General features: G+C 43.2%; 12 protein-coding genes. 5 read left to right on the top strand and 7 right to left on the bottom strand.

The genetic code is table 11. The features are described 5' to 3' along the window. Positions 1 to 57 precede the first annotated feature (57 nt). From JMX96_RS12250 to JMX96_RS12225, 6 genes are all read right to left on the bottom strand, one after another. On the bottom strand, positions 58 to 2,133 hold the full coding sequence (locus JMX96_RS12250; protein ID WP_201569383.1) for a hypothetical protein: 2,076 nt from the start codon (positions 2,131 to 2,133) through the stop codon (positions 58 to 60). Positions 2,134 to 2,413: 280 nt separating this feature from the next. Next, positions 2,414 to 3,070 carry a hypothetical protein gene (locus JMX96_RS12245; protein ID WP_201569381.1) on the bottom strand — a complete coding sequence of 219 codons (657 nt, stop codon included), beginning with the start codon at positions 3,068 to 3,070 and terminating at the stop codon, positions 2,414 to 2,416. A 142-nt stretch (positions 3,071 to 3,212) separates the two neighbouring features. Then, complete coding sequence (locus JMX96_RS12240) at positions 3,213 to 4,175, bottom strand: Xaa-Pro aminopeptidase (protein ID WP_227677045.1); 963 nt, start codon at positions 4,173 to 4,175, stop codon at positions 3,213 to 3,215. A gap of 377 nt (positions 4,176 to 4,552) precedes the next feature. Continuing rightward, the gene (locus JMX96_RS12235) at positions 4,553 to 5,038 is read right to left on the bottom strand and encodes an META domain-containing protein (protein ID WP_201569377.1); all 486 of its coding nucleotides are present in this window, start codon (positions 5,036 to 5,038) and stop codon (positions 4,553 to 4,555) included. A gap of 370 nt (positions 5,039 to 5,408) precedes the next feature. After that, positions 5,409 to 6,515: a lipase secretion chaperone gene (locus JMX96_RS12230; RefSeq protein ID WP_201569375.1), complete on the bottom strand. Its 1,107-nt coding sequence runs from the start codon at positions 6,513 to 6,515 to the stop codon at positions 5,409 to 5,411. 56 nt (positions 6,516 to 6,571) lie between these two features. Then, positions 6,572 to 7,648, bottom strand: a complete 1,077-nt coding sequence (locus JMX96_RS12225) for an esterase/lipase family protein (RefSeq protein WP_201569373.1) — start codon at positions 7,646 to 7,648, stop codon at positions 6,572 to 6,574. A 298-nt stretch (positions 7,649 to 7,946) separates the two neighbouring features. Between JMX96_RS12225 and map the strand changes: the two genes are divergently transcribed. Together map and glnD are read left to right on the top strand one after the other, a co-directional pair. After that, positions 7,947 to 8,738, top strand: coding sequence for a type I methionyl aminopeptidase (gene map, locus JMX96_RS12220; protein WP_371548431.1), 792 nt, complete (start codon positions 7,947 to 7,949; stop codon positions 8,736 to 8,738). Between the two features lie 518 nt (positions 8,739 to 9,256). Continuing rightward, positions 9,257 to 12,013, top strand: a complete 2,757-nt coding sequence (gene glnD, locus JMX96_RS12215) for a [protein-PII] uridylyltransferase (protein ID WP_201569371.1) — start codon at positions 9,257 to 9,259, stop codon at positions 12,011 to 12,013. Between the two features lie 81 nt (positions 12,014 to 12,094). Here glnD and JMX96_RS12210 read toward each other — a convergent pair whose 3' ends face one another. After that, complete coding sequence (locus tag JMX96_RS12210; protein ID WP_201569369.1) at positions 12,095 to 12,766, bottom strand: hypothetical protein; 672 nt, start codon at positions 12,764 to 12,766, stop codon at positions 12,095 to 12,097. Positions 12,767 to 13,027: 261 nt separating this feature from the next. Between JMX96_RS12210 and dapC the strand changes: the two genes are divergently transcribed. The 3 genes from dapC to JMX96_RS12195 all read left to right on the top strand — a co-directional run bounded on the left by dapC (position 13,028) and on the right by JMX96_RS12195 (position 17,255). Beyond that, a complete protein-coding gene (gene dapC / locus JMX96_RS12205; protein WP_201569367.1) occupies positions 13,028 to 14,257 on the top strand; it encodes a succinyldiaminopimelate transaminase in 1,230 nt (409 codons plus the stop codon). Positions 14,258 to 14,581: 324 nt separating this feature from the next. Continuing rightward, positions 14,582 to 16,567, top strand: coding sequence for a DUF294 nucleotidyltransferase-like domain-containing protein (locus tag JMX96_RS12200; protein ID WP_201569364.1), 1,986 nt, complete (start codon positions 14,582 to 14,584; stop codon positions 16,565 to 16,567). An 82-nt stretch (positions 16,568 to 16,649) separates the two neighbouring features. Further along, positions 16,650 to 17,255: a 3'-5' exonuclease gene (locus JMX96_RS12195; protein WP_201569362.1), complete on the top strand. Its 606-nt coding sequence runs from the start codon at positions 16,650 to 16,652 to the stop codon at positions 17,253 to 17,255. Positions 17,256 to 17,371: the final 116 nt, after the last annotated feature.

Here is a 17,371-nt window from a genome sequence, read left to right as displayed (position 1 = left end):
GGGAGAAATGCATTAATCTTGGCGCGTGTCTTCAATCTATAAAGACATGTCTTAATATTAAATGGTTTTATCATCATTTTGCTTGGTTGCTTTCATAGCTTGACTAGCCATCACGCCATTGATAATACCGCTCAACGTATCTGACTTACCTGCTAGGCCATCGATGGCTTTGCCGATAGATAGTGACGTGGCAAAGTTATCAAAGAAATGCGCTTCGCCGCCAACAATATCAATTTTGGCTTTTTGTAGTGCCACTGCCAATACTTCAGCGTTTTCTTTGGCAATCTCTTTACCTGCGTCGATCGATGCCAGTGCTTCTTGCAAGGCTGTCTCAAGACTCATGCGGAACTCTTCGTGCTCACGCGCTTCTTTATTCATACTACCCATTGCATTGAATTTCTCGACTAGACCATCTGCTTCGGCTTGGAAATGCGCGCGAGTGACTTCGGCTTTTGCCAGTCCAACTTCGCGTTCTGCTTTGGCATTAGACTCACCGCGTGCTGCGATGATTTCAGCATCTGCCATGCCTTTTTCGCGTTCAGCCTTGGCAGTAGATTGACCACGAGCAGCAATAATCTCTGCATCGACCATACCGATATCACGCTCAGCTTTCGCCTTAGATTCACCGCGAGCCGCGATAACCTCAGCATCTGCCATACCTTTTTCACGCTCTGACTGCGCTTCAGCTTGTCCAGTCGCTTTAATAATATTGGCTCTAGCAATGCCTTCTTTTTCCATAGAGACCGACTTAGCTTCTTGGATAGCAGCTTCAGCAAAGCCATGTGCAGACTCTTCGGCTTTAATACCTTCAGCCATTCTGATTTTGGCTTCTGACTCTTTGGCAGAGGCTTCAAGGTTAGCCGTAGCAAGCGTAGTGATTTCAACGGCTTTATGCTTGGCTGACAGCTCTTCGGCTTCGGCTTTTTTCACCTGACGTACTTTGATTTCTTCAGCATCCGCTTCAGCAGCTAGCACGCGTGTTTGCTTAGAACGCTCAGCCTCACTAACTTCGCGAACTTCTTTGATACGCTCTTCTTCTTGCGCCACTGTTTTGTCGACCGCAATACGCTCGCGGATGACATTGGCGATTTCTTTTTTCTCAAGTTCAATCGCACGTTCAGCCTCGATACGTTGCAAGTCAACTTCACGCTCACGAGAGACGATTTCTAAGTCACGAGCACGCGTAACCTTCTCTTCTTCGATGACAACTGCACGCAGACGATTTTGACCTGCTACTTCAATTTCACGTTGCTGATTCTCTCGCTGAATCGCTAAGTCCTGCTCAACCATTATGACGGCCGTTTCTGACTTCTTACGCTCTTCTTCTTCAATCTTACGAGTTTCAGCCGTTTCACGAGCAATCACTGACGATATTTCACGCTTTTGCTTGGCTTCAGCATCGGCTTGTTGACGCTCAAGCTCTAGCATCGCCTCTCTGGTTTCAACGTTCTTTTTCTTAACCGCTAGCTCTTCATCACGCTCCAGCTCATTGGTAATAACGTTTTGAAAAGCCGTTAGTTGAGTAATCTTTTTGATACCTTCAGCATCTAGAATATTACTTGAGTCCAACGACACTTTCGGTGTTTGCTCTAGATAATCGATTGCGACATCTTCTAAGACATAGCCGTTTAGATCGTTACCGATTTCTTGAACGATACTGTCACGAAACTCGCTGCGGTTTTCAAACAATTTAACGAAATCTATTTGCTTACCAACTGTTTTTAGCGCCTCTGAAAACTTGGCATTAAACAGCTCATTAACAGCGACTTTATCTGAGGCTCTCTCAACTCCAACCGATTTGGCAACTTTTAATACATCTTCTTCGGTTTCATTGACACGTAGATAAAATGCGACTGTAATATCAGCACGCATATTATCGGCGCAAATTAGTCCTTCTTTACCGCGTCTATCAACTTCTAACGTGATGAGCGAGATTCTCATCAGCTCTTTTTTATTAATAACTGGCCAAACAAAGCCACCATCAAAACGTACGGCTATTTTGCTCACACCGTTGATAATTAGTGCTTTGCCCTGCTCAACCTTGAAGTAAAAGGCTTTGAGCATCAACAGTGCTGCCATAATGAAAACAAACGCCAGCACCACAACCACGCCGACGATAATGAGTATGTCCATGTTTATTCCTTTAATTGAAACATTCTATAGTCAGTTCTATATCCATCAGATGCTCGGTCCGGCTTGCTCAACTACTCTATGTAGCAGTTTCACTTGCCTTTTCTCATACCTAAACTAGTTGAACCAACAATAACTAAATTTAAAACCGTTCGTATGATGTGAAAAATAGAGATTTTTTAGCTCAATGGCTGTTTATTATTTATCAAGGCTTATCTTATTTTCGAGTTTACTCTATGCTAAAAGCGATGATAGAAAGTCGTATCGACTAAACGATTTATAATTATTTATCTTCAACACGAGCGACTTCATAGGTATTTTTTTCTTCTAAATACGCGATCAACATCACTCTATCGCCCTTTTTCAGTAAGCTAGTACTGTTGTCTGAACGAACCTTGAGTATCAAACCTGCACCGCCATCATTCAATTCTGCCTCACCGTGCTTGTCCGTCACACTAAGTGTGCGCACAATCGCGATTTTGCCTACATTATTAGCAGAATTACGTTTGGGGATTCTGGCAATGTTTTTGCGGATGGGTGAAATGATAATGCCTGTCAGCCACATAGAAACGACCAATACGAATATTAGTGCCCCTGTGCCAAACACGTAATACAGAACACCAGAGTCAAAATTTTGATGTAAGAAACTGGTATACAAATAGCTCAACAACCAACCGATTAAACTAATTAAGCTTAATATAATGACTAAAGGCACACCGTAGAGACCAAACTTCAACATGAGACCTGTAAAAAAACCGGTCGATGATAAATCAGAGACAGCAGCATCACTACCTGTCTCTACAGCATCCACGCTGTCCATATCTGCCATGCCGAGTAAAGATACCACCCAATATAGAGTAACGAACATCACAAGACCGGTGAAAACAATCGTTGGATATAAACTTATTTTGGTGATGAACACGAAAAAAGCCTCTTGCATTACGCGGGTTCTCCCTTTGTGAACCTAATCTTCTATTTGTAATAACCTACTACAAAAGCTAAGGCTCTTCACTTAATATTTATAAACTTATGTTGTTTTACAAATAAGTTTATATACATATCACGACATAAAACATACTTCTCTAACGACCCCATATCGGTGAGCGTACGACTCCATCATTTTGACCGCTAATGGCATAGCTGGTATTGCCTGACAGCGAATGTATAACTAGGCTACCACCATTTTGGCCTGCTGCTTGCCCGCCCACATTCAAGCGGCGAGTTGGATAGATGGCATAATTGCCAGAGGGAGATAGACGTGCGGGTTCATCAAGCCCTGTTTCTGCCAAGTTGACCACCTGTCCAGTTGTCAAGGTCATGACAGCCGCCTTGCGACCATTTAGATAAGCCATACGCTGACCATCTAAGCTAAGCTGAGGACTGGCCACATACCCATTCGTTGATACAGCTGTCGCATTGCCCGTAGCGAAGTCATAACGATAAATTCGCGGTCGTCCAGCACGGATTTTATCACTGGTATAGACAAAGCTCTTGCCATCAGCAGCATAACTTGGCTGTACCTCTGTACTCGGCAGGGTCGTTAACTGCTGGGTATTTCCATCACTCAGACGCATTTTATAGATATCAGCATTACCACCGACAGTAGAGCTATAAAGCAAATCTTGACCATCGGGTGAGAATGACGCTGACATATTACTGCCTTCAGCATTTACCACTAGATTGCGCGTATTGCTACTACGATCATAAATATAAATTTTCGGATGCTCACGCGGGGCTTGTTTGCTATAGGCAAGCAGTTGTCCGTCTGCCGACCATGCTGGCGCATAGATATAGCCATTAAGCTGATCGATTAGCTGACGATCGCTACCGTCAGGACGAATACTATAAAGTGTCGATACTTTCGCTGTACCTGCGCCCTGCTCTTCTATATAGGCAATATATCCTTGGCGATCAATCACTGGCATACGTGCAGTCAGCGGACTGGTCTCAACTGTACTGATTGGCTTTTTTACTGAGGTATTAGGTAATGTCTGGCAACCGGTAAGCACAGCAAATATGCTGATGGCCATAGGTGCTTTTATCATTAGTCTATCTATGATTGATTTAGATAGACTCCCTTTACATATGGTTGTTTTATTTATGGCAGTTTTCAGCATAGCGTCATATCCAACAGAGCTTGATGATAAAAGTCTTATAAATATCTAAAAAAGCGATCGTTATCGACATAAATTCAGAGCCATCACCATCAATTTAAAAAATCAAAGATATTACAGAAACATTACTCTAGTGTAACCTAAACTGGACTAAATTTTGGATAAAAAAATGCCCCACTTGATAGCGAGGCATTTTGCGTTTTAAGAAGAGTAACTTCACATGAGTAACTCCAGACGAGCAACTCTAGAAAAGTAGTTACAATTGTTTAAGCTCACGAACCAGTCAAACTTTTTACTCAATCATTAAGCTACTTTGCAACGGCTTTAAAATAAGCGACTTGAGCATCATTTTTAATGGTCAAAATAGGCACATTGTTGGCATTTTTACTAAGGCTATATTTACCTTTTACAGTAGCTAATGCAGCAGTGTCAAAGCTAGCTTGCGGTTCAGGACATGCCATCATAGTACTGATGCCGTTTTTAATCTCGACTTCACCATTTGCAACACTATATCCAGCGCCCATGTTATTACAGGTATTCATAAATGCCACGTAATCTCTACCGTTATCATTCATAAAATTTAACGTTAACGGCTTGGCTGGGTCAAAAAACAGCTGAGTCACTTTGTCACCATTGCTACGTTTGGCATCAACTAGTTGCCAGTTGTGTGCTTGCAAGACATCTGCAGTGATTGGTTGACTGACTGGCGCAGACAAATTCGTCGTCTGACAACCCGCAGCAAGTGTACCAACTGCCAATGTCGCGGCCATCATTACTTTAGTCATGTTCTTCATATCAACTCCTCGCTTTATTGCATCCGATACTTTTATTAAACACACTATCTGCATGAGCCATCAGCGCTAACAGACAAACTATAAGCTCTCATAGGTATAGTAAAAGCTCAGATTTATTATGATTCATTCATTGTTTTATTTAATGCTCTAAACAATGGCAATATTGTGCATGACACACAGGGAGGTGTCATCATAGACTGGGTAGTTATTCGGAATACGTTTTGTACTAATTTGCTAATATCTTGCTACTTGCCCTTGCCAGTACCTAAATGAGCTGCTAACTATAATCTTGCTCACTCTGTTCATCCCTATCAACGATGGTTATTAATGGTTATTGATGATAGCTAGTGACGGTAACTATTGACGGTAATTAGGGATTATTCACGGCTTGCTGTCGTTGCAATGCCGCATAACCATCTAGACGCTTACGCTCAGTATCATTAAATAGTTGCTGTTCAAGCTGATTTATCTGAATTTGCGCTTGGGCTGCATCGTCACCTTGGCTTAATAAGCGATTTTTCTGAGTTTCATACTGGGTGAAGCGTTGGTCAAAATTAGCGTCTTCTTGATCTACTTGTGCCAGTCTTTCTGCTGCTGGTGCGCCTACTAGCTCTCGGCGCATATTATATAATTCCTCGGGCGTTGCACCGCGAGCTTTCATCTGTTCAGTGCGAGTCATCAATTCGCTAATATTGGCTTGTTGCATAATATTGGTTTTAGTAGCATTATCTGGCAATCGACTGATATAGTCCTGACGGGCAGCTTGTTTTTGTACGTCAGACATCTGCTTATTCTGGTCAATTCTGACCATCTCTATACTATAATTATCGTAATCATCCTCTGCGCCAAAAAATGCTGTAATGGTTGGCTTGTCAAAGTACTGCTGTCGTAGATTAGCGATATCTTGTTTTTGTTGGGCAACTGCATTCAAGTCCAGCTCACCACTTTTGGTCGCCTGTAATTGCAGATTACCATAGCGCTTTTCTATCTCAGGAAGTGCTTTAAGGTAAGCAACATATTGATTAAAAATAGTGACCGCTTGGCTAGCGGCAGGCTCTGGTGTGTGATGGCGAATATAACTCTCCACACGGGCAAATATAACCGCTTCTTCTTCCTCACCTAGGGCTGATAAAAAATAATCAAACAAACGTCGCAGACCTTCAGTGACGACTAATTGTTTATTTTCATCGATGATGATTTCACCATCAATGTGGGTGCCCTTTAATGAGCGTGGTAAATTTTCTAATCCTGTGACAAATTGAGACTGGCTGGGTGTCGTTGTCGCTTTCACGACTTGTCCCGCAGCCAGCTCAGTTGTCACTGTTTCGTTAGTCTCATTATCGGAGACGGACGGTTTGATTGAAGCTGAATTTATATCGTTACTAGGCTTGAACCACAAAATAACCGCCGCTGTGGCTATGATAACCACGGCGATGATAGCAACTGTGACATAGGTTGGACGGCGGCTATTTGACATAAACGATATTTCTCAATCAATGAACATTCTTGTTTTGCACTATTTTGCATTTCGGCTTATAGGTTGGCGTTTTTCAGACGGTTTACCTGAGTACGATAGATAGATTTTGGCTCAGACTCTCCCCATGCCGTCAGACCCAAGACTTGATCAGCGGAATCCAAATGGTTCATTCTATAATTATCACGAATCACATAGCCAAGACGACTTGAGCAAGCAGATACCAATCCATCATTAGACTCCCCTGCAAACGGTACGCCCGTTGCGGCCAATAGATAATCGCTAGGGTCAAGCGCGCTCGTTATTTGCCCAACGCCGCTAAACGAATAGTATTTGATGCCATTGACCGCAGTACTAGTCGGTTGACCACAATAGTTTTTTGGCATTGCTGCAGGAAATTTGGCATTGAACTTAGCAGCACCATCGGTCGATAGAGCCACGAGCGCTTGCCAGCCATCTTGCTGTTGAATTTGATTGAAACTGATACCAGAACCAATATCTGTAAAGCCACCAATCAGATTAAACACGCCTGATACTAGCTGAGTGGTGACATTAGATGGCTGTCCAGAAGTATTATTTGGCTCAAGGACAGTTTTAACAAAATCAGCGGTTTTTGATCCTTGCTCCGGACTTGATACCGCAGTTACTGAAGCCACGTACTTTGGCGCGACGCCAGCGACATAACGGATATCTATACCGCCCTGACTGTGTCCAAATAAGTTGACTTTAGACTCACCTGAAATGGCGGCAATGGTCTTGACCTGTTGTAGCAGTTGCTCACCTCGAACTTCGCTGTTATTGACTGCTGACGTTTTGGTGGTATATACCTCTGAGCCACCTTTCATCAAGTCTTCAGGAATCCCGTTAAAATAGTCAATGACTCCAAATAGCGTTGTGAAACCGCCAAGCCCGTGTGCTAAGACGACTGGATATTGAGTTTTAGTGTAACTAGAAGTGAAGTATTTACTGTCTACCAACTTGCAACCATTAGCATTGGCACAATTATAGTATTGTCCTGCAGCTTGAGCAGAAGTGGTTTGCATGGTCATTAGGAGAACACCAGCACTGATTGAACCAAGTATTGGTAACAATGTCTTTGGTGTGAGAGCTGCACGAATGTACAAAGAAAGCGTCATAACAACATCCTTGTTATCATTGATTTGGTTATTTCTACTGCACAACTACAGTAAAAATTGCTGCCAATTCCGTTAACAGCCAAAATTACATTACTTATATATCCTGCAACATTCAACTAATTTGTCAAAATATGAATATATTAGTCTGACTAATGAGTCATATAAGAGTTAATCACGCTGTAAAGCAATTATTATCAATGATGATGATAGGTACACTATCACTTAACGTAAAAGTGTCACTAGTACGTTTATGGTATAATCTATCCACAATGAACCCATAATTATAAGATATACGATGATGACTAAAAAATCCCTTATCCAGTCTCCAGAAGCCATAGAAAAAATGCGTGTGGCCGGTAAACTCGCTAGTGATGTGCTTGTTATGCTCGACGAGCATGTCAAAGTGGGCGTCAGTACCGAAGCACTCAATCAGATCGCCCATGACTATATTGTTAATGTGCAGCAGGCTATCCCTGCCCCACTTAATTATAATGGTTTTCCAAAATCTATCTGTACCTCAGTCAACCATGTTGTTTGTCACGGTATCCCAACTGAAAGCAAGCTGCTGAAAGATGGTGATATTATCAACATCGACGTGACTGTCATTAAAGACGGTTACTATGGCGATACCTCAAAAATGTGGATCGTCGGCAACGGCTCTATCATGGCCCAGCGTATTTGCAAAGTGGCGCAAGACGCCCTTTACGCAGGTATGAGCGTGGTCAAGAACGGTGCTCGCCTAGGTGATGTCGGCGCGGCTATTCAAGCCGTTGTCGAGCCTGAGCGCTTTAGTATCGTTCGCGAGTTCTGTGGTCATGGTATCAGTGACGAATTTCACCACGAGCCACAAGTCATGCACTATGGCAAAAAAGGCACTGGCTTTGAGCTAAAAACAGGCATGACGTTTACCATCGAGCCTATGATTAACCAAGGCACGTGGCAGACTAAGATTTTGCCTGATGAGTGGACGGCGATTACTAAAGACCGTAAACTGTCTGCCCAATGGGAGCACACCATGGTCGTAACAGACAATGGCTGTGAAGTGTTTACCACTCGCCCCGAAGAAGATTTAAGTTTTTTGACGCAGTAGTACAATCAAAGATCGCTTAGGCGGTCTTTTTTTTGGTCTTTAATTAGGGCGTGTTTGATATTCAACCATGGCACTGACAGAGACTATTTTTTAGACAGTTCGACGTTAAAAATAGTAAGTTTAGTCATTCTAACCGTCTATTTTTAACAATGAAATGGCAAAAAACAGTCCTGTCTCCTTCTATTAATATTGGAGCTGAGGCTAAAACTGCCCCATACCGCGTTGTAAACCTAGTTAAGGCACAAGCATTACCGTCGTTTTACTCCTTGTCTAAAACAGTTTTAGCAATCAGCAGTGCCTATTTGTGAATATCAAACACGCCCTAGTCCATATTGAGTATTGTGCTTATAGGCGCTTTGTCTTTATACTCAGATGACCTGATAACTTCTATTGATATATTTATCAACACCTTTATTGATAGTTGCTATTGGTGACTTTTATTAGCCATCAGCATATTAGATGCCCAATAGCGCTCAGCTCGAACGTTCTATTTCTAAACTCTTAACTGGATAACACTCATGTTTAATTGTGATATCGCCTCTGTTGATTTGACGCCTTTACCGATACTACCAAGTGAGGTGGCGGCAGACTCATCCCCACTGTCAGCCAAAAATGTGACAGACAAGAATCTACTTGGCATTCCTGAATGGTTGGCACAAATCAACGACGATATCAGCCGCTCACTAGAACGTGGCACCAATATTCGTCAGCTGGTTGCAGCTCGCGCTTGCGCTATCGACAGCCTATTGATTGCATTGTTTAAATGGTTTGAGTTGGATAAAACTGATTTGGCGTTTTTTGCGACTGGTGGCTACGGGCGCGGTGAGCTATCGCTCTATTCAGACATTGATATTTTGCTTCTGTCTCCTGGTGAGATAGGTACTGATGCCAGTAGCAAAATCGACAAACTGGTCGCTCTACTATGGGATATAGGATTAGAGCCTGCGCTCTCCGTACGTAGTGTTAATGATGCGCTAGAGGCAGCGCTTGACCATACGATTGCCAGTGCTCAGCTAGAGGCTCGACTCCTAATCGGCAACGAAGCATTGCAAGACATGCCTGCTCAAATCGTCAATAAACAGTGGTCTCCGCGCGCCTTCTTTGATGTAAAAATGGAAGAATCCAAAGCGCGTTATTTGCAGCACAATGCCACCGAGTACAACCTTGAACCCAATATCAAAACAGCACCGGGTGGGCTACGTGATATTCATATCATCGGCTGGGTCACCAAGCGTTATTTTCGCGTGAGCAAGCTATATGATTTGGTACAACAGAACTTTTTGACCGAAAAAGAGTTTGATGAGTTGAGCTTTGCCGAAGGGTACTTATGGCAAATTCGTCATTACTTACATGTACTGACTGGCCGTAACGAAAACAAGCTGTTGTTCGATTACCAGCGTGAGATTGCTCAGCTAATGGGCTACGAGACCCAGCCTGATGACCAGCCTAATGCTGCGGTCGAACGGTTTATGCGCGACTACTATCGCTGTGCGATGCAGATATCAACGCTGTCTGAGATGCTGACCAATCATTATTATGAAACGATCATAGAGCCGCAGCTGCCTGACGATGAACGGCCAAAAAAACAGCCTATAAATGCGCGATTCAACCGTATTGGTAACCAGATTGCCATCGCACATCATCGAGTTTTTGCACAGCACCCAGATTCTATCTTAGAGATGTTTTTATTGATGGGTCAGCATGGCATCGATAAAGTTCGCACCCATACTTTGCGCGCACTCAAAATTGCCGCACGCGGCATCGATCAGATATATAGAGACAACCATACTCACAGAGCGTTGTTTTTATCGAATCTAAAAGAACAAAACTACCTATTTCATCGTCTACGTACTATGAATCGCTATGGAGTATTGGGTAACTATATTCCTGCTTTTGCGCAAGTCACTGGCCTTATGCAATATGACTTGTTCCATCGTTATACAGTAGATGCGCATACCTTGTTTTTGATTAGAATTTTGCATCGATTTACAGATCCGACCTTCCATGAAGAGTTTCCACTGGTCAGCTCTATCTTTCAGCGTATCGAGCGTAAAGAGATTTTGGTGCTGGCAGCCATGTTCCATGATATTGCTAAGGGCCGTGGCGGCGATCATAGTGAGCTTGGTCAAACCGAATCAATTGAGTTTTGTTTATCGCATGGTATGAGCTTGGCGGATGCGAACTTAGTAGGCTGGCTCACGCGCTATCACCTTCTTATGTCGATTACTGCACAGAAAAAAGATATCTCAGACCCTGAGGTGGTGACTATTTTCTCCGATCTCATCGGTAACGTGACTCATCTAAACCATCTGTATGTACTGACGGTGGCTGATATGAATGCGACCAACCCACAGCTATGGAACAGCTGGCGGGCAACGCTCATGAAACAGCTATACTCACAAACTCGGCGCATCTTGCGCGCTGATATCGATGCACCTACCAATCGTCAAGATATGATTAGCGCCACACGCAAGCAAGCGTTGACGATGCTAGATAATGTCAATAACCAGCACATGAACCGCGATGAAGTATTGCGTCTGTGGGATGACTTGGGCGATGAGTATTTCTTGCGAGAGATTGCAGAAGATATCTTATGGCATACCGAAGCTATTTTGAATCACCCACCGATTGGATTGGCTTCTAATGCTGACAGCCCACCGTTGGTCGTTTTGCGTGAACATCGCGAATTGGCACTTGATGCGGTACAGGTATTTGTTTATACCCAAGATCAAATGAACCTATTTGCCGTTACTATGGCAGTATTTGATCAGATGAATCTTGATGTTTTAGATGCACGCATTATCACAGCGACCCGTGACTTTGCTTTGGATTCTTATGTATTGCTAGATCCTAGTGGCACATTGTTGGTTGATGAGGAGAGCCAACAAGAGCTAAAACAACGCTTAATTGACTCGTTCAAAGACCCTACTGTACTTAAGCTGACGAACAAGCGTATGCCGCGTCAGTTGAAACACTTTGAAGTAAAAACGGTGATTAACTTCGAATTCAATGAAGCATCAGATCAACACATCATGAGCTTAGAAACGCTTGATCAGCCAGGGCTATTGGCGCGAGTTGGGCAAGTGTTTTTGCAAGAGCAAATCGAAGTACATGCTGCGCGTATTACTACTTTAGGTGAGCGTGCAGAGGATATGTTTTATATCAGTGATCAAAACGATAAGCCACTATCACCTGATAGACTGGAAGCATTAAAGGCAGCTCTGTTAGCCAGTCTTACCGTTCAGAAAGAGCATAATAGCGTAATATATTTTTGATACGGCTAGATATTTTTGGTTAGCCATTATTTTGAATATTAACTAGCAAAAGTAGTCTGATAGTCATCATAGAAGTACGTTTTATAACGTACTTCTATAGGTTATCTCGCTAGCATGTTCATTCAATTCATCGTCAGCAAGCTCTGGCGGCAAAACCCCTACTTCAGGTGGCTGCTGCTCCATGATTAAACGTCCAGCATCGACTTCTTTTTGTAGCAAACACTGCAAGCTTGCTAGGTGAAGCTGTCCATCTAGATAATCGTCTAAGGCTTCTAAAGAAATAGGCGACTTGGCATGTACATCAGGATACAGGCTATCTTCTGCCAAAATAATCATTTCATTGAGCGCCTCTTCGCGCATCAGCTCATCGTTGTCTATTTTGCGCTGAAGTTTATTTGCCAACTGGCCTTTAGCAGCAAGTGCACTGACAAAAAATATGGTCTGTATCACAAATAAAGAGACGTATTGCCATAGCGGTAATGAGATACCGAATATATTATTGAGCAGCATCAAGGCCATTGCCACTACCACGTAGCCGACTAATTGCCACAACAGCCACATAATTAGGCTGTTTTCACCATACCAAAACATTTTCTTTTCTTGACGCTCGATCAGTTGCTGGCGCGCTTGCCACCAGCTCTGTTCACGCTCTTTGAGCAGCTTATACAGGTTAGAACGCTGTAAATTGTTATCAAGTTTTTCATCATTGATATCTTTAGCGATGAGATCATCATTATTTAGCACACTAGACATATCAAACTATCCTTAAAACGATCTACCACGTTTGTGATGTAGTCATTTTTTATATTGTTATAGGTTATACATTATGAAAGGTTCAAAAGACTTTTGAGCGACTACCTATTTGGTAGTCATATGATGAATAGCTTACGCTTGGTAAATGCCTATTCACGATATAAGAAGAAAAGGACAAAAAATTAGAGAAGTGCTACACTGCTCTAATATAAATTTTCTTTATAACTTTATTATTAATTGTCTATTATAGTTATCACACTTATGAATCACAACTTAAAGCATCTACATCCTTATCCATTCGCAAAGATGGCAACCTTGCTTGCCGATAGCAAGCCTGCCAACGGTTACAGTGAAATAAAGCTCGGTATTGGTGAGCCAAAACATGAACCCCCTGCATTTGTGCTGGACGTCCTACGCGAAAACTTGGACAAAATAAGTCGTTATCCGACTACAAACGGTATGTTTGAGCTACGTCAAACTATCGCCCACTGGTTAGAGAAGCGGTTTTTTCTAAATCACGTCGATGCTAATACTCAAGTATTACCAGTAATGGGCACACGAGAAGCGATTTTTAGTTTTGTACAAGCGGTCGTTGATCATGATGTAGCTGACAAAGAGAGCAATGCTCCAGCGTCTAATGCATCGCCTACGGTTGTCATGCCTAACCCGTTTTATCAGATATATGAAGGCGCAGCGATACTGGCACAGGCAACGCCTTATTTTGTCCCTTGTACATCAGATAATGATTACAAAGGTGACTATCGCGCGGTACCAAAAGACGTTTGGACGCGTACGCAGCTATTGTTTGTCTGTAGTCCAAATAATCCAACAGGCTCCGTCATGACAATGGATGATTGGGAATACCTTATTCGTCTGTCAGATCAGTACGGTTTCATCATTGCCAGTGACGAGTGTTATAGCGAGCTGTATTTTGATACAGCACCGATTGGATTGCTCCAAGCTTGTGCTGCCCTTGGTCGCCGTGATTTCAAAAACTGTATCGTGTTCCACTCTTTATCCAAACGTTCAAACTTACCGGGTTTGCGCTCTGGGTTTGTGGCTGGTGATGCCAAAATTTTGCAGGCTTATTTGCAATATCGTACTTACCAAGGTTGTGCGATGCCGATACCACATCAGCTCGCCTCTATCGCTGCGTGGCAAGACGAAAAACACGTCGCTCATAATCGCGCACTATATCAAGAAAAGTTTGCCCTATGGATGTCTGAGCTTGGCGAGTTGCTAGAGTTACGCATGCCTGATGCTGGGTTCTACTTCTGGGTCAAAGTACCTGAGCAATTCGGCGGTGATGATGAAATCTTTGTCAAAGCGTTATATGAGCAAACCAATATCCATGCACTAGCAGGACGCTATTTGTCACGTGAAGTTGATGGTCATAATCCTGGACAAGGTTATGTGCGTATCGCTCTGGTCGCGAGTGTCGATGAGAGCCGAGAAGCAATCAGTCGTATCCGCAAATTATTAGGTGCTTAAAACTAATTAGAAAAATCTAATGTAGCTGGAATAAATGTCGCAGTAGCAAAAAGCCTCCAATAACCCTATTTATATTGTGGTTATTGGAGGCTTTTGGTTTTATTAGGCCGTGTCCTCATTTTAAAAATGGTGATAAAAATGAGATAAATTGCAGTCAAACAAGGAAAATAGTGCAGATAATATCGGGATATTAACCAGCTATTTAACGATGTTTGGCAAAATTTAGCCATTTTTAGCCCGTTTAGATATGATCAATTGAATTGAGGACACGCCCTAGTGCTATAGTAAAGTCTCTACCGAAAATATGCCATCAAGGATGATGCCATGCCCCATCTTGATTTTAGCCAACCGCCCTTCGATGTATTGAGCTTAGCTGAGCGTCAAAGCATTAGAAAAAACACCCAGATACGCTACCTTGCCAAAAACGAGAGCTTGCCTGCAGAAGAACTGCAATGTCTATATGTCGTCATCAAAGGGCAAATCGAGCAATCACTAGATGGTGATTTTGTCGCGTCCTATGTCGGTAGCAATCACGCTGATGGTCTGAACAATAATGATTGGTTTGATAGTCGCCGCCTGCCTGAATCACTTCCCAAGGACAATCAGCTAGAGCATGAAAGTACGTCCATACAACCCTATCAATTCCGAGCCAGTGAAGAGACGTTACTGCTCCAAGTCGCTGGTGATGCTATCGATAAAATCAGTGCACAAAATCATCTGGTACGGCAAATGCTATCAGACAAACTGCCCGAACGATTAAAAGCATTGCGCCAACGACGTCATAATAAAACGCTAGATCCTGCTAGCTATACCAACCAACAAGAAGTACAGCAAATCATGCTGCAGCCGGTGATAGATGTTCATCTATTACCAGTGCATATCGTCGATGCCGATGATAGCTTGTACGAAGCAGCCCGCATCATGACCAAAGCTGGATTAAAACATGTGCTGGTCCGGCCGCTACATAGCTTAGAGGGTTTAAATGAAGTAAATAGTTTAAATGGTTCGGATAGCTCACAAACAGCGCAATATGAGACAGGATTACTCTTAGGGATTCTGACCGATACTGATATTTGTCGCGCGGTGAGTGATAAACAAGATCCTGCTACTACTCTTTGCCAGCGCTATGCAAATTTTAATCTCCGTACCATCAAAGCCAGTGATGAGATTGGCGATGCGCTGCTGACCATGACTCGCTATCGTATTCATAGACTGCCAGTCATTGATAAGAGTGGCGATGTCGTCGGTGTGCTTGGGCAAAGCGATATGCTCGCTCATATTGGTAATCATTCGCAGCTGATTAGTATTCAAATCGAGCAGGCGCAGGACTTATCGAGCCTAGATACTGCTGTTGAGCTGATCGGGCGCTATATTCGTGCACAGCATCACAATGGTGTCAAAATCGGCAATATCAGTCGTATGGTACAGACGCTAAATGCGCAGGTGTTTACCAAACTATGGCAGCTAATCGTACCTGATGAAGTGATGGCCAATACTTGCCTAATCGTTATGGGTTCAGAAGGGCGCGGTGAGCAAATCATGCGTACCGATCAGGACAACGCGCTCATCATTCGTGATGGCTATACGCATCCTGACCTAGCACAGTTTGCTGATACTTTTAATAGCCATTTAGCAACGCTTGGCTACCCACTGTGTGATGGCAATATTATGATGACCAATCCTATGTGGCGACAACCGCTCGAGCAATTCACTGCGCAAATTGGCCTATGGTTTAGAAATTCAGATCCGATGCATGGTATTTACTTGTCTGCGATACTAGATGCTGAATATGTCTGCGGCGATGAGTCACTGCTTACTCAAGTACGTCAGTATTTAAAGCTTGCTCATCAACAAGCAGACCCTATGTTTGTCAGGCAGTTTGCCCGTGCAGCGCTACAGTTTGGTGATGTTAATCAATGGTGGCAGAAGTTTGTACCTTTACTAGGCGGTAAATCAGCATCATCCGACATTGATCTAAAAAAAGCCGGTATCTTTCCTTTGGTGCATGGTATCCGCACTTTAGCATTAGAAAACAATGTGCTCGACGTGCCTAGTACCAAGGCGCGTTTAAAGTCCTTGGTACAGGTTGATGCTATGACCCAAGAGCGTGCCGATACGCTGCTAGAAGCATTAGAGTTTTTTATGGCACAGCGCTTGTCTGTGGCACTCTCAACTGACGATAAGCATGCACGGCAAGTAGATCCTACGACTTTGACCGCACTTGAACGTGACCTACTAAAAGAGTGTCTGGCCGTGGTCAAAAGCTTCAAAAACCAATTGCGTCAACACTATCAACTAGAAATCGCATAAATGTGGCAGTCTTAATATAGAGGCTTCATAAATACAGAAATTTTGTAAGTACAAAAACAATATAGATGGATGAGCGATTAATATGAGCTGGTTACAGCAGTTATCTTGCGCTTGGCAAAAGACGCAATTACAGCGTCCAGAGCTTGCCCCAATGTTTACGATACCTTCGGCTGAGCAGTGGGTAGCGATTGACTGCGAAATGACAGGATTGAACCCCAAGAAGCATCACCTGCTGTCTGTAGCAGCGATACGTATTAATGGCAATACGATCGACACGGGTAATGGCATGCATTTGGTTTGCAGACCTCCTGTCATGCCAGACCGCGACACTATTGTCATTCATGGCCTGCGTACCGCCGACGTTGAACATGGCATGAGTTACGATGACATGTTAGCCCTACTACTACCATTCATAGGTAATCGACCAATTGTTGGATTCTGTACACAGCTAGACATAGCTTTTTTGAATCCATTGGTCAAACGCTATATGGGAACCTCGCTACCAAACGAAGTCATAGATTTGCGTCATCTGTACAGTCGGCGTATCAGTGGTCATACGCAAGGGCTTTCTGGACAAGCTCAACATCTGAATCGTATCTTAGCCCATTACAACATTCCTGAACTGGGCGCGCATGATGCTTATAACGATGCTGTCATGACGGCGATGGCTTTTTTGCATGTGCGTTAGCAGCAAGTCATGCTCTCAGTTCAATCGATAGTTAGAGTTAGTTATCTAAATAAGGGCGTTGTTATTGCTAAAATTGTGCTGCTGGCATCATGTGCGAAAACAGCAACTCATGTTAC

It is taken from the genome of Psychrobacter sp. JCM 18900 (assembly GCF_904846625.1).
Taxonomy (GTDB): domain Bacteria; phylum Pseudomonadota; class Gammaproteobacteria; order Pseudomonadales; family Moraxellaceae; genus Psychrobacter.
Note: the sequence above shows the minus strand (reverse complement) of the source record. Positions and strands in the feature narration are given on the sequence as shown.

Coding starts and splice junctions, on each gene's coding strand:
- JMX96_RS12230 (WP_201569375.1), bottom strand. CDS start 6,515: ATGTCAAATAGCCGCCGTCCAACCTATGTCACAGTTGCTATCATCGCC.
- JMX96_RS12250 (WP_201569383.1), bottom strand. CDS start 2,133: ATGGACATACTCATTATCGTCGGCGTGGTTGTGGTGCTGGCGTTTGTT.
- JMX96_RS12240 (WP_227677045.1), bottom strand. CDS start 4,175: ATGATAAAAGCACCTATGGCCATCAGCATATTTGCTGTGCTTACCGGT.
- map (WP_371548431.1), top strand. CDS start 7,947: ATGACTAAAAAATCCCTTATCCAGTCTCCAGAAGCCATAGAAAAAATG.
- JMX96_RS12225 (WP_201569373.1), bottom strand. CDS start 7,648: ATGACGCTTTCTTTGTACATTCGTGCAGCTCTCACACCAAAGACATTG.
- JMX96_RS12210 (WP_201569369.1), bottom strand. CDS start 12,766: ATGTCTAGTGTGCTAAATAATGATGATCTCATCGCTAAAGATATCAAT.
- JMX96_RS12195 (WP_201569362.1), top strand. CDS start 16,650: ATGAGCTGGTTACAGCAGTTATCTTGCGCTTGGCAAAAGACGCAATTA.
- JMX96_RS12245 (WP_201569381.1), bottom strand. CDS start 3,070: ATGCAAGAGGCTTTTTTCGTGTTCATCACCAAAATAAGTTTATATCCA.
- JMX96_RS12200 (WP_201569364.1), top strand. CDS start 14,582: ATGCCCCATCTTGATTTTAGCCAACCGCCCTTCGATGTATTGAGCTTA.
- glnD (WP_201569371.1), top strand. CDS start 9,257: ATGTTTAATTGTGATATCGCCTCTGTTGATTTGACGCCTTTACCGATA.
- dapC (WP_201569367.1), top strand. CDS start 13,028: ATGAATCACAACTTAAAGCATCTACATCCTTATCCATTCGCAAAGATG.
- JMX96_RS12235 (WP_201569377.1), bottom strand. CDS start 5,038: ATGAAGAACATGACTAAAGTAATGATGGCCGCGACATTGGCAGTTGGT.